The 13,661-nt window shown below is 60.5% G+C and carries 11 protein-coding genes; 2 read left to right on the top strand and 9 right to left on the bottom strand.

The features are described 5' to 3' along the window. Positions 1 to 641: 641 nt before the first annotated feature. Both gltP and AAEZ10_RS07125 read left to right on the top strand, forming a co-directional pair. Positions 642 to 1,973, top strand: coding sequence for a glutamate/aspartate:proton symporter GltP (gene gltP, locus AAEZ10_RS07130; protein ID WP_073470793.1), 1,332 nt, complete (start codon positions 642 to 644; stop codon positions 1,971 to 1,973). Between the two features lie 202 nt (positions 1,974 to 2,175). Next, a complete protein-coding gene (locus tag AAEZ10_RS07125) occupies positions 2,176 to 3,405 on the top strand; it encodes a spore maturation protein (RefSeq protein WP_073470794.1) in 1,230 nt (409 codons plus the stop codon). 115 nt (positions 3,406 to 3,520) lie between these two features. Here AAEZ10_RS07125 and AAEZ10_RS07120 read toward each other — a convergent pair whose 3' ends face one another. The 9 genes from AAEZ10_RS07120 to AAEZ10_RS07080 form a co-directional block, all read right to left on the bottom strand. Then, positions 3,521 to 4,147 (bottom strand): ABC-type transport auxiliary lipoprotein family protein, encoded by a 627-nt coding sequence (locus AAEZ10_RS07120; protein ID WP_122506333.1) that lies wholly within the window; start codon positions 4,145 to 4,147, stop codon positions 3,521 to 3,523. After that, positions 4,144 to 5,082 carry an MlaD family protein gene (locus tag AAEZ10_RS07115; protein WP_016772359.1) on the bottom strand — a complete coding sequence of 313 codons (939 nt, stop codon included), beginning with the start codon at positions 5,080 to 5,082 and terminating at the stop codon, positions 4,144 to 4,146. Before AAEZ10_RS07115 ends, AAEZ10_RS07120 begins: the two co-directional genes overlap by 4 nt. A 1-nt stretch (position 5,083) precedes the next feature. Continuing rightward, positions 5,084 to 5,887 (bottom strand): ABC transporter ATP-binding protein, encoded by an 804-nt coding sequence (locus AAEZ10_RS07110; RefSeq protein ID WP_122705406.1) that lies wholly within the window; start codon positions 5,885 to 5,887, stop codon positions 5,084 to 5,086. Continuing rightward, a complete protein-coding gene (locus AAEZ10_RS07105; protein WP_073470796.1) occupies positions 5,884 to 7,032 on the bottom strand; it encodes an ABC transporter permease in 1,149 nt (382 codons plus the stop codon). Before AAEZ10_RS07105 ends, AAEZ10_RS07110 begins: the two co-directional genes overlap by 4 nt. A gap of 54 nt (positions 7,033 to 7,086) precedes the next feature. After that, the gene (locus AAEZ10_RS07100) at positions 7,087 to 8,115 is read right to left on the bottom strand and encodes a DUF5924 family protein (protein ID WP_350568565.1); all 1,029 of its coding nucleotides are present in this window, start codon (positions 8,113 to 8,115) and stop codon (positions 7,087 to 7,089) included. A 211-nt stretch (positions 8,116 to 8,326) separates the two neighbouring features. After that, positions 8,327 to 9,721: a M16 family metallopeptidase gene (locus AAEZ10_RS07095; protein ID WP_350568563.1), complete on the bottom strand. Its 1,395-nt coding sequence runs from the start codon at positions 9,719 to 9,721 to the stop codon at positions 8,327 to 8,329. 181 nt (positions 9,722 to 9,902) lie between these two features. Continuing rightward, on the bottom strand, positions 9,903 to 11,561 hold the full coding sequence (locus tag AAEZ10_RS07090; RefSeq protein WP_122612878.1) for a Na/Pi cotransporter family protein: 1,659 nt from the start codon (positions 11,559 to 11,561) through the stop codon (positions 9,903 to 9,905). Positions 11,562 to 11,867: 306 nt separating this feature from the next. After that, positions 11,868 to 12,506: a hypothetical protein gene (locus AAEZ10_RS07085; RefSeq protein WP_231507541.1), complete on the bottom strand. Its 639-nt coding sequence runs from the start codon at positions 12,504 to 12,506 to the stop codon at positions 11,868 to 11,870. Further along, a complete protein-coding gene (locus AAEZ10_RS07080) occupies positions 12,503 to 13,660 on the bottom strand; it encodes a DUF2515 family protein (RefSeq protein ID WP_350568560.1) in 1,158 nt (385 codons plus the stop codon). Before AAEZ10_RS07080 ends, AAEZ10_RS07085 begins: the two co-directional genes overlap by 4 nt. Position 13,661: the final 1 nt, after the last annotated feature.

Genomic DNA, 13,661 nt, shown 5'->3' with positions numbered 1-13,661 from the left:
GTGCATGACCAGGGGGCCGGGATGTTCTGACTGATACAGGGTCGGAGTGACCTACGGGTACAGGGAGTACCTGCGCAAGGGCCGGGTCAGGGTAAAAGCTGCGCCGCAGGTTCGTCGACCCGGTGGTCTGACGAATCTGCGCTGGGCTTTGAATCCGCTAAAACATTGATCCAGCACGCCAAATTCCTTTTTTCAATCGTCGACACTGCGAGGAAAACATTTCGCGGTGTTTCCTGGCGACCGTATATCGACAAAGATCGCGCTCGTTCCGTGTGACTTCTAGTCTTGCGATTCAGACTTTTTCCGGAAATTTCCGCCGGTTTTGCCTGTGCAAAATTTAACCAGCCTACGCTGTAACGGCCGGTTCACGGCACTTATGCTGGCACAAATGTCACAATCGAACCGCTTGGGACGCCAGTTTCAAATGAAAAAGCTCATGCCGATTAGGCATAGGGTAGGCGTTTACGGCATTAGACGGCGCCACCTTGCATCGGAATAGTTGCGCCTTTTTTCGCCTGCCGAAGAGCCGTAAACACGCGTTTCGGGGCACCTTATACGGAGGCAGATGCACAGACTTTTCCGCTGATGAGCGTTCCAGTTCCTGCATGTGCCTGAGTCAAACGCAAGTAAGGGTAAAGATAATGAAGAAGGCAAAAATCAGCCTCGCCTGGCAGATCCTCATCGGTCTGATTCTGGGGATTGCAATTGGTGCGTTGCTCAACCACTTCAGTGCTGAAAAGGCTTGGTGGATCAGCAACGTCCTGCAACCGGCAGGCGATATCTTTATCCGTCTGATCAAGATGATCGTGATCCCGATCGTCATTTCCTCGCTGATCGTCGGCATCGCTGGCGTCGGCGACGCCAAGAAACTCGGGCGTATCGGCCTGAAGACCATCATCTATTTCGAGATCGTCACCACCATCGCCATCGTTGTCGGTCTGGTGCTGGCCAACGTGTTCCATCCGGGCACCGGCATCGACATGAGCACTCTGGGCACGGTCGACATTTCGAAGTACCAGGCGACCGCCGCCGAAGTGCAGCATGAACATGCATTCATCGAAACCATCCTCAACCTGATCCCGTCGAACATCTTCGCGGCCATGGCTCGCGGCGAAATGCTGCCGATCATCTTCTTCTCCGTGCTGTTCGGTCTCGGCCTGTCGAGCCTGCAGTCGGACCTGCGCGAGCCGCTGGTGAAGATGTTCCAGGGCGTTTCGGAAAGCATGTTCAAGGTCACCCACATGATCATGAACTACGCCCCGATCGGCGTGTTCGCACTGATCGCGGTGACCGTGGCCAACTTCGGCTTCGCCTCGCTGCTGCCGCTGGCGAAACTGGTGATCCTGGTTTACGTCGCCATCGCCTTCTTCGCCTTCGTCGTGCTGGGCCTGATCGCCAGGCTGTTCGGCTTCTCGGTGCTCAAGCTGATGCGCATCTTCAAGGATGAGCTGGTACTGGCCTACTCCACCGCGTCCTCGGAAACCGTGCTGCCACGTGTCATCGAGAAAATGGAAGCCTACGGCGCACCGAAAGCCATCTGCAGCTTCGTGGTACCGACCGGTTACTCGTTCAACCTCGACGGCTCGACCCTGTACCAGTCGATCGCGGCGATCTTCATTGCCCAGCTGTATGGCATCGACCTGTCGATCAGCCAGCAACTGCTGCTGGTGTTGACGCTGATGGTCACCTCCAAAGGTATCGCCGGCGTACCGGGCGTGTCTTTCGTGGTGCTGCTGGCCACTTTGGGCAGCGTTGGCATCCCGCTGGAAGGTCTGGCGTTCATCGCCGGTGTCGACCGCATCATGGACATGGCGCGTACCGCACTGAACGTGATCGGTAACGCTCTGGCGGTGCTGGTTATCGCGCGCTGGGAAGGCATGTACGACGACGCCAAGGGCGAGCGCTACTGGAACTCCCTGCCGCACTGGCGCAGCAAGGAAAAACTGCCGGCTGGCGAGATTTCCAAGAACTGATGCAAAACCCTGTGGGAGCGAGCCTGCTCGCGAAGACGGTGTATCAATCTACAGAGATGTTGAATGTGCCGGCCTCTTCGCGAGCAGGCTCGCTCCCACAGTGATTGATGCACGCCCCACCAACGAACCCCGGAGCAATCCGGGGTTTGTCGTTTCTGGCGACCCCGCTATCATTCGCCGCATTCTTCGGGGGATTTGACTGATGCTTAATGGCCTGTGGCTTGGCTTCTTCATCGTGGCAGCCGTGTCGGCGCTGGCGCAGTGGCTGATCGGCGGCAACGCCGGGATCTTCGCGGCGATGGTGGAAAGCATTTTCGCCATGGCCAAGCTGTCGGTCGAAGTCATGGTACTGCTGTTCGGCACCCTCACCCTGTGGCTGGGCTTTCTGCGCATCGCCGAAAAGGCCGGGATCGTCGAGTGGCTGGCCAAGGTCCTCGGCCCGCTGTTTCTGCGGCTGATGCCGGAAGTCCCGGCCGGCCACCCTGCCCTTGGCCTGATCACGCTGAACTTTGCCGCCAACGGTCTGGGCCTGGACAACGCCGCCACGCCGATCGGCCTGAAAGCCATGAAAGCGTTGCAGGAGCTCAATCCCAGCGCCACCATCGCCAGCAACGCGCAGATCCTCTTTCTGGTGCTCAACGCCTCGTCGTTGACCCTGCTGCCCGTGACCATCTTCATGTACCGCGCCCAGCAAGGCGCGCCGGATCCGACGCTGGTGTTCCTGCCGATTCTGCTGGCGACCAGTTGCTCGACTATCGTCGGTTTTCTCTCCGTAGCTTTCATGCAACGCCTGCGCATCTTGGACCCGGTGGTCCTCGCCTATCTGCTGCCCGGCGCGCTGATCCTTGGCGGCTTCATGGCCCTGCTCGGCACGCTTTCCGCGACAGCACTGGCGGGATTGTCGTCGATCCTCGGCAATCTCACGCTGTTCGGCCTGATCATGCTGTTTCTGCTGATCGGCGCGCTGCGCAAGGTCAAGGTGTACGAGGCGTTCGTCGAAGGCGCGAAAGAAGGCTTCGATGTGGCGAAGAATCTCTTGCCGTATCTGGTCGCGATGCTCTGTGCGGTTGGCGTGCTGCGCGCCTCTGGTGCGCTGGATTTCGGCCTGGACGGCATTCGCCATCTGGTCGAGTGGGCCGGCTGGGACACGCGCTTCGTCGATGCGCTGCCGACGGCGATGGTCAAACCGTTCTCCGGCAGCGCCGCGCGGGCGATGCTCATCGAGACCATGCAGACCTCCGGCGTCGACAGCTTCCCGGCGCTGGTCGCGGCGACGGTGCAGGGCAGTACCGAAACCACGTTCTATGTGCTGGCGGTGTACTTCGGCGCGGTGGGGATTCAACGCGCACGGCACGCGGTGGGGTGTGCGTTGCTGGCGGAGTTTGCCGGAGTGGTTGGCGCTATTGGGGTCTGCTACTGGTTCTTTGGTTGAGCAAAATTCCCATGTGGGAGCGAGCCTGCTCGCGAAGACGGAGTGTCAGTCAACGCTTAAGTGACTGATACACCGCTTTCGCGAGCAGGCTCGCTCCCACAGGAGTTGTGGTGTGTCAGCGCGGTTGCGGGGCCAGTTTCTGGCCTTGCTCCACGGCCCAAGCCACAACCTTGGCCGTGAGGCGATCACTGGCCAGGCCAAACCCGGCAACCACCGCTGGCACCTGCACATCATTCAACGGCTGGCGCTCTTCAAAACGGCGGCTGGCGAGGATGCGCTGGTCGTAACCACGCACCAGCAACGCATCGACCCGCACCACGACGCCGGCCTGGGTGCCCTGATATTCGGTCTGAAACGCCTGCAAACTGCCGCCCAGCTCCAGATCCGCCTGGAAGTTGCTGTCGTCGGTGCTCAGGAGCGTCACTCTGCCGTCACGCTGGAATCCATCGAGCAGGCGATTGCGCAGCAGTACCGGCGCCGGATCGCTCCAGCGCGAGCCCTTGTAGCTGCTGATCACATCGCCCTGCGGGATAACGGCAATGCTCGGCCGGTTCAGTGCTTCGCTGGCCTGCAATTTATTCAAGCGCAGCGACCACGACTGCGTCGCCGCCGGGCTGGCCGAGGCGGGCGCTTGCGCGGCGGGCAGGCGGTAGACGTCCGAGGGTTCCGATTTGGGCAAGATCGAGCACGCGCCGATCAGGGTCAGGCCAGCGCCGAGCAGGGCGATTCGAGTCAGCTTCATGGGGTGAATTCCTTGTTCTTGTCGCTGCCCAGCAGGTAGCCGCTGGGGTTGGCCTCGAGGCGTTGGGAAATGGCGCGCAGCGAGGTCAGCGTCTCGCGCAGTTCGCGAATCGCCGGGGCCAGGCCGTTGAGGCCCTGCATGCCGTTATCCAGCGAATTCTGGTTTTTACTGAGCAAGCCGTTGATGGTCACGCTGCTTTGCTCCAGCGACTTCATCGCCTGTTCGGCACTGCCCAAGGCCTGCTTGCCCTGATCGTTAAGCAGGCCGTTGGCGTTGCGCATCAACAGTGAGGTCTGCTCGAGCATGCTGCCGGCCTGTTTGCCGACGGTCGCCAGTTGCTGCATGGCTTGTTTGATGTCGCCGCGCTGGTCGTTGATGGTGCCGGTGGTCTGTTCCAGATGGGCAAGGGTCTTGCTCACACGCTCGACGTTTTCCGCGGAGAACATGTGGTTGGCGTTTTGCAGCAGGGCGCTGATGCCGGTCATCAAGTCGCTGCTGTCGTTGAGCAGGCGGGAAATAGGCGAGGGCGAGGCGACCAGAGTTGGCAGCTTGCCGTCATGCCCGCGCAGTTTCGGGCTCTCGGGTGTGCCGCCGCTGAGCTGGATGATCGACGTGCCAGTAATGCCGGTCAGTGCCAGCTTGGCCTGGGTGTCTTCCTTGACCGGCGTGTCGCCCGCCAGACGAATCCGCGCCAGCACCCGGCGCGGGTCCTGCGGGTCGAGGCGCAGGCTGACCACGTCACCGACCTTGATCCCGCTGTACTGCACCGAACTGCCCTTGGACAGACCGCTGACCGCCTCGTTGAACACCACTTCGTAATCCTTGAACTCGGTGTCGACGCTGGATTTGGCCAAAAACAGGCCGAAGAGCAGGGCGCCGGCCACGACGATCACCGTGAACAGGCCGATCAACACATGATGGGCTCGGGTTTCCATATCAGACCTCGTTGAGCAGTTTGGCGGCGTCCAGCGCCGAGCGGCCGCGCGGGCCGTGGAAGTATTCGTGAATCCACGCGTCGGCGGTTTCCGAGACGACGTCGATAGGGCCGGCAACCAGCACTTTCTTCTGCGCCAGCACCGCCACGCGATCGGTGATGGTGTACAGCGTGTCGAGGTCGTGGGTGACCAGAAACACACTCAGACCCAACGCGTCACGCAGGGTCAGGATCAATTGATCGAACTGCGCCGCGCCAATCGGATCAAGGCCGGCGGTGGGTTCGTCGAGAAACAGAATGTCCGGATCCAGCGCCAAGGCCCGCGCCAGCGCCGCGCGCTTGATCATGCCGCCGGACAGCGACGCAGGGTATTTGTCCGCCGCCGACAACGGCAGCCCGGCCAGCGCCAGTTTCACCGCCGCCAGATGCTCGGCGTCGTGACGGCTGAGGCCGGCGTGTTCGATCAGGGGCAGGGCGACGTTCTCGGTCACGGTCAGCGAGGAGAACAGCGCGCCCTTCTGGAACAACACACCAAAGCGCCTTTCGATCAATGAGCGCTCATGCTCGGGCAGATTTGGCAGGTTCTGGCCGAAGACCTTGACCATGCCTTCGCTGGGCCGATTCAGCCCGACGATGCTGCGCAGCAGCACCGATTTACCGGTACCGGAGCCACCGACCACGGCGAGAATTTCGCCTCTGTACACGTCCAGATCAAGGTTCTCGTGCACGCTCTGCGGGCCGAAGCGATTGCACAGGCCACGGACTTCGATCACCGCCTCCGAGGGCGCGCGGGGTAGACGACTCACCAGCCCATCTCCATGAAAAACAGCGCGGCCACCGCATCGAGCACGATCACCACGAAAATCGACTGCACCACGCTGGAGGTGGTGTGCGCGCCGACCGATTCGGCGCTGCCGCTGACCTTGAAACCTTCCAGGCAACCAATTGCCGCGATCAGGAAGGCGAAGATCGGCGCCTTCACCAGCCCGACCAGAAAATGCTGAATGCCGATGTCCGATTGCAGCAGCGAGAGGAACATCGCCGGCGAGATGTCCAGCGACACCGCACACACCACACCGCCGCCGACGATCCCCGAGAGCATCGCCAGAAACGTCAGCATCGGCAGCGCCACCAGCAGCGCCAGCACGCGCGGCACCACCAGCAACTCGATCGGGTCGAGGCCAAGGGTGCGAATCGCGTCGATTTCTTCGTTGGCCTTCATCGAGCCGATCTGCGCGGTGAATGCACTGGCGGTGCGCCCGGCCATCAGGATCGCCGTGAGCAACACGCCGAATTCGCGCAGGAACGAGAAGCCGACCAGGTCCACGGTAAAAATCGTCGCGCCGAAACTGGCCAGCACTGTGGCGCCAAGAAACGCCACCACCGCGCCGACCAGAAACGTCAGCAGGGCCACGATCGGCGCGGCATCGAGACCGGTCTGCTCGATGTGCGCGATCATCGGTGTGATGCGCCAGCGCTTGGGCCGCAACAGGCCACGGGCGATGACTTCGAGAATCAGGCCGACGAAGCCGAGCAGTTGCAGCGTGTCGGTCCAGACCTTGTCCACCGCGCGGCCAATGCGCGTCAGCAGTTGCACGCTGACGCTGATTTCCGGCTCCTTGATCGGCACGCAGAAATCACTCAGCGAGCAGTACACGGTTTGCAGCAAGGCGCGATCAGCCGTCGAAAGGGTGCAATCAGGGTGTTCGGCGGTTTTGCCCAAGCGCTCGGAACCGAGCAGCTCGACCAGCAATGACGCGCCGGCGGTGTCGAGGGCTCCGAGGCCGTTCAGATCGATGGAAGTGTTGGCGTCGTACTGGCCGCGGAGCTTTTCGCTCAGATGCTTGAGCGCGGTGTAGTGGGCGAGCGTCCAGTCGCCGCTGACCCGCAGGCGGGCAGGGCTGAGCGCGGTGTCCAGGTGGGCACTGCCGGGGGTTGGGCTGCTGGTCATAAGCTCCGTGCTTGTACGGCCGTTACGAGATCCTACGTAATAGCACGAACCGGATTACTTTTCTTTGGCCGGTGTGCTGTCGGTAATTGCGAAACGCAGCACGCCGATCAACTGCCCGTCCTCTGTCAGCACCCGCACCTGCCATTTGCCCGCCGGGTTGCCGGGGAAGTTCTGCTTGTGCGTCCACGCCCGGTAGCCTTCCTTACGCCCGCCATGGATGTCGAGGGCGATGCGGTCGACCTCTTTGCCGTTGAAGGTCCAGACGTGATAAATCCGCTCATCGAGGCCGCGCGGCGCGTTGATCGCAGTGTAGGCGTAGAGCCCGCCGCTGCGGATCTGCTCGGCGCTGACGGTATCGAGGCTGGCGCCGGGGGTGCGATCCTGCAGCTGCGTGCTGATCGCTACGTCGGTCATCCACAGCGTTGCCGGCGGCACCCACGAACGCAGCGCCCAACCGACGCCGCCGATGCCGAAGGTAATGAACAGAATCGCCAGGGCGTTGCGCACCGTGCGGATCGGGAAGATCGATGCCAGGCTCGGGAACGACAGCAGCACGGCAATCCCCAGCGCCCATTTGAAACTCTGCGCGGTGGTCAGGTGCATGATCACCGGCAGCGCGGTGAGCAGGGCGGCGAACAGGGTCAGGGTGTGCAGCGCGAGAAACGCCCAGCGCCGTGGCGCCAGCCATTTGTAGTACAGCGGATCGACGATGGAGATCAGTGCAGCAACGCTGAGCAGCCCCGTGAAGACCAACTGGCCGCTGTTCCACGTGGTGGTGATGAAAAAGAACGGCAGAACGAAAAACAGGCTTTCCTGATGGATCATCTGCGTCGCGTAGCGCAGCAGCGGCTGGGGAATCTCGCGCTTGAAGATCCGTGTGAACAGCCCGGTCAGGGTGTTTTCCAGCATCAGCCAGATCCAGCTGAGCAGCATGATCACCGTGATCCAGCTGGCCAGCCCCTGTTGGCGATCGACGAGGATGAAACTGCCGACCCCGGAAATGAAACCACCCGCCGCGATCAACCCGGGGTAGCGCTTCATCAGCTCGAGAAGGCGCTGGATAAGGAGGGTCAGTTTTGGCATTTTGGCGGTTCACGACGATATGGGGAAAATCCCGGAAAGGTTAACGCCGCATGCCCCCTGTGGCGAGGGGATTTATCCCCGATCGGCGGCGCCGCCGTCGTAGATCCTGCAAGCGAATTTTGTCTGGCTATACCGAGGTGCCCTTATTGGAGCTGCTGCGCAGCCCATCGGGGATAAATCCCCTCGCCACAAGTGCTCACTCACCACAGGATTAATGGCTTCCGGCAATTTTGTGGCGACGATGCAGGCGCCAGCCGATCACGATCAGCAGCAACAACCCGATTCCACCAGCGACCAGCCACAACACCTGATCATCACTGATCAATGGCTTCTCGATCCGGATATACCCCGGCTGCAGCAACAGCTCGCGCATCGCCTTGTTCGCCGCTTCCAGCGTCACCCCTTGCAGCTCCCGCGCGGGATTGGCAAAGCGGCCATCCTGATAGTCGGCCAGCGCGCTCCAGTAATAGTCAGCCAGTGCGCTATTGCCCTGCACGGCCCAGGCCTGGTGGGCAATGGCGGCTTGTTTGATGCGGGCGAAGGTGCTCGGGTCGAGGCCGTTTTTCAGCAGGTCGGCCTTGAGGTCTTCCAGCACTTGAATGGCTTCGTCGACGTCATCGCGATCCAGGTCAGCGTTGAGGCTCATGAAGCCGACACCGCCGAACACTTCGCGCTCGGCCCACGGCCCGTACGACAAGCCATGGTTGAGACGAATCTGCCGGTACAGCGCCCAGTCGAGGTAATCCTTGAGAATGTCGAACGTCTGGTCGTACTGATCGTCGAGCACCGGTTCCGGCACCAGCCAGTGCAGCTTGGCGCTGTCGCCGATAAAGCCACGGGTAAGGGTGCGTTCATGGGCGGCGCTGGTGCGGATGTCCGGCAGCGCGCGGTGCTCGCTCGGCTCGACCGGCTCCAGCTCACCCCAGGTACGCTCCAGATAGGCCGGCAGCAGTTTGTCGAGTTCGCCGACGACGATCAGGGTCATGTTGTTCGGCGCATACCAGGCCTTGCGCACCTTCTCCAGTTGCTCTTGGGTCAGATGGCCGACTTCGGCGCGCTGCGGGCATTTCAGTCCCAGCTCGACAGCCAGTTGATTGCTCGCGGTATGACCGAGGTCCTGACGGTCGAGGAAACGTTGCAGCCTGGTGTAATGCCCGCCGTCCTCACGCTCGACCACTCGTTTCGCCGCGTTGATTGCGTTGTCGTCAATGCGTGTCTGGGTCAGCAGCGCGAGCAGCAGGTCGAGCACCTTGCGCTGGTTTTTCGCCGGGGCTTCGATGACGAACGTGGTGTCGGCATTGCTGGTGAACGCATTCCAGTCCCCGCCCAGCGCCTGCATGCGCTCTTCCAGACCGCCTTCGCCAGTGGCGTCGATACCGCTGAACAGCAGGTGTTGGAGCAAATGCGGCAGCTCTTTCTCGTCGCAATCGAAGTCATCCAGGCCAACGCCGACCACCAGCCGGATCGCCACATGCCCACGCTCGGTGCCGGGTTTGAGCATCAGCTGCAAACCATTGGGCAACGCATAGCCTTCGACCTGAAACCGATCCAGGGCAAAAGCGGGCAGGGAACCGAGCAACAGACAGGCGAACAACAGGCAACGCATAACAGGCTTCCATACGGCTGATTTGGAGATCCGTGTCGCTATTCAGGCCGCTATTCGCGAGCAGGTCGAATCGTCGCACCGTCGCTCCCACAATTGAAATACATTCCCCTGTGGGAGCGAGCCTGCTCGCGAAGATCTTGCGGCTGAACCACTGTAACTGACTGGCCCCAGCCCCAGACGTTCAAGGCGAATGCGTAATGTCGGCCATGTCATCCACCGCCAGCGCGCCGGTGTCCGCCGTTTCCAGCACCACATAGGCGCTGCTGCAGAACAGTGAATTGAGCCGTTTCATGTCGGCAATCAATTCCAGATGCAGCGAACTGGTCTCCAGACTCTGCACGATCTTGCGTTGCAAACGGCTGACATGTGCGTGGGCCAGACGCCGTTCCTGCGCACGAAAGCGGCGTTTCTCGCGCAGCAACTGCCGGGCGCTCTCGCGGTCGCCGCTGAGAAACACCGACAGGCCCAGGCGCAGGTTGGCGATCAGTTGCTGTTGCAGCCCGGCGAGGTCTTCCAGGCCTTCTTCGGAAAACGAACGGCGCTGCGAAGTCTTCTGCTGCTGGATCTTGCGCAGCATGCGCTCGATCAGGTCGGCGGCGAGTTTCAGGTTGATCGCCAGCTCGATGATCTCGGCCCAGCGCCGACTGTCGTGCTCGCCGAGATCCTCGCGGGGCATCTGCGCCAAATACAGCTTGATCGCGCTGTACAGCGCCTCGACGTCGTCGGTCAGGCGGCGCATTTCCTGGGTGACGGCGGTCTGCTTGCCGCGCAGCACGTCGAGGGAGGCGTCGAGCATGTTGTCGAGCAGATCGCCCATGCGCAGGGTTTCCCGCGCGGCATTGGCCAGCGCCAGGCTCGGCGTGACCAGCGCGGTCGGGTCGAGATGACGCGGCTTGGCGGTGCCGTTGACCTCCGGCCGCTCCGGCAGCAGCCACGCACAGAGCCGCGCCATCGGCCCGACGCTGGGCAGCAGGATCAGGCAGCGCGCGGTGTTGTAGAGCAGGTGGAAGCCGATGACCATTTCCTGCGGGCTGAAATCAAGGCTGTCGATCCAGTGCACCAGCGGGTCGAGCACCGGGATGATCAGCAGCAGGCCGATCAGTTTGTACAACAGACTGCCCAGCGCAACCTGGCGGCCGGCGGCGTTCTGCATGCTGGTGCTCATGAACGCGAGGATGCCGCTGCCGATGTTGGCGCCGATCACCAGGCCGATTGCCACCGGCAAGCTGATCACCGCAGCCCCGGCCAGCGTGGCGGTGAGCAGCACGGCGGCGAGGCTGGAGTAGGAAATCATCGCAAACAGTGCGCCGACCAGGGCATCGAGGAGGATGTCGCCGGTCAGCGAGGCGAAAATCACTTTCACCCCTTGCGCGTGAGTGATCGGCGCAGCGGCCTCGACGATCAATTGCAGGGCGAGAATGATCAGCCCCAGCCCGATCGACACCCGGCCCATCTGCCCGAGCCGCGTCTGTTTGCGCGACAGAAAGAAAATCACCCCGAGGAAAATCAGCAGCGGCGACAGCCACGACAGATCGAGGGTCAGCACCCGCGCCATCAACGCGGTACCGACGTCTGCGCCAAGCATGGTCGCCAGCGCCGGGGTCAGCGCCATCAGGCCCTGACCGACAAACGAAGTGACCAGCATCGCCGTAGCGTTGCTGCTCTGCACCATGGCGGTGACGAGAATGCCGGCGATGAACGCCAGCCATTTCTTCGACATGTTCTGGCCGATGACATGTCGCAGATTGGTGCCATAAACCCGCAGGATGCCGGTTCGGACTATGTGCGTGCCCCAGATCAACAGGGCGACGGCGGACAACAGATTGAGCAGGGTGAGCATGCAGACCCCCTGTAGTAGCAGCGCCCCAGAGGGGCAAGTGAACGGCACCGCGCGGTTTCTACGTTCTTGATACTTAAGCTGTAGTTGGCGAACGGTCTCGGCGCCAGCATTGCACAGCTAAAGCGTGGATTGAAACAAAAGTGTCATCAAAACAAATGCATCCACTCACCGAATCCGACACGTTTCCCCAAAACAACTGTGGGAGCGAGCCTGCTCGCGATAGGGTCGTCAGCTTCAACATCATCGTTGTCTGAGAGACCGCTATCGCGAGCAGGCTCACTCCTACAGGATTGTGGTTTTGCAGGATCAATCGCTGAAGTGGTCCCTGCTCAGGCCAACGTCGATTAAATACCTGGCCGTCTTCACATTCCGCTCATCACATCGCGCATAGCACTTGATGTGCATCAGCAGGCTGTATTTGTGTGGAACCAGAAGAATGACCCCATCCGCCTGATCAAAAAGCTTCGCTTGTAGCTGTCGCCTTTCATCATCACTCTGCACTTTGATCCAATCATTTCCCTCAACGGGTTCAGGAGTCCAGTTGGCGTTCCTGAACATCGTTTGCAGCTCGGCCAAGAGCGCAATTGTCTTATCAAAGGGAAGCGATTCAACCATTGGCGACGTCGTTATGCCGTCTACTTTTCCCTTGGTATAGCCCACCGCGCCGTAAATTGTTTTGGGCAAGGTAAAGCCATGCTCGGGATCATCAAAAGTAATCACGACCGGGCTGCTTATCCAAGTCGAGTCGACCTTGGGAGGGTCACTTGGATATATGGCTGTTTTTCGTTCAACAGGGAAACTGGAGTCTTTGACGACTTCGGCGTATGGCTTCCCAATATGAGCATAGATCCTGTCGACACCGGACATGGAGTAGGCGACAACAACCGCCAGAACGAGCGTTATCCCAGTCCCGGCAAATGCCAGTCGACGCGAAATAATCGTCACTTTATTCCGCCTCCGTTAGCAATATCCGTAATTGACTGTTTCAGTTGAGCACGAGTCGCTGGGTTCTTGAGCAAAGCATCAAATTGGCCAGCAGCTCGTAACACGAACTCCATTCGCTGATCCCTGTCCGCGAGATTAGCGATAGGATTCTTGGAAAATGAAACTTGTCTGTTATCGGGAGCCTTGCACTGACTAGCAAGCGTTAGTTGAATTTCCTCTGCTGCACCAGAGAACATGCCAGTCACCACGGATACGTAGTTGCCCGCATGAGTACCGCGCATCAGTGTTGCAAATTGCGTGTCCTCATACATTGCGGGCTGCAAGATATTCAACTGTTCATGTCGTGCCATCTGTTGAACGCTTTCGGCAATTTCACCGGCATCAATCGCTTCAAAGGTTCGGTAAATCTCACCCGCATCAATCCCAAACTGCACCTTATTCGCTATCGGCCACATTACATCCTTCTCAATGCCACGCCGGCTTCTCAAACACTTTTCCATTTCCTTGTACCCCCGCACCATGAAAAACCGGTGCAACGGATAAACATCGAGAAACAGCGACGTATTACCCAGCGCCAACATCTCATACACATAGTCCAGTTGCTGCTGAACCACTGAGCGTGGGTTGTCGCCGAAGGTGATGTCCTCCGTCGGCATCGGATTGGCTGCCCGAGCCTTGGCCAACTCCTGCTCTGCCTCGGGATTGGTCTTGCTGAACTTGAATCCAAAGCCTTCGAACAGAGTTTCCGATGGTGCGGTTCGCAGCTTTTCCTGTGCCGCCTTCTGTGCAGCGATGGCGGTTTGCAGTTTGGTGGCGTGGATCAGCCCACACCCCACCTGCTTCGAAGCAAACGCCGCCAACCCCGCCCACTGAAAACGGTTATCCGCCAGCCACAATTGCGCGTACGCGGCGTTGATTTTGCGGTTGCGGGCCTGGGGGTCGGCGATGAGGACGCCGCCGGGGGCGACCCAGTCTTCGGCTTCTTTCTGGAAGCGGCGCCACAGGCAGTTGCAGGTCAGCAGCGGGACTTCTACGCGGGTTTTCGGGTTGGGGCCGGCGGTGCTGGTTTCCCGTTTACAAGCGGGCAGCTCACAGGTGCTGTCCCAAAGTTTTTTCATGTCCAGGTCGTCTGGAGCGATGCATTGTCCGGTCATT

It is taken from the genome of Pseudomonas sp. H26/SER47-MNA-CIBAN-0231 (assembly GCF_040310465.1).
In the GTDB taxonomy this organism is placed as follows: Bacteria; Pseudomonadota; Gammaproteobacteria; order Pseudomonadales; family Pseudomonadaceae; genus Aquipseudomonas; species Aquipseudomonas atacamensis.
The sequence above is the reverse complement of the archived record's forward strand: the minus strand, read 5'-3'. Positions and strand labels throughout refer to the sequence as shown.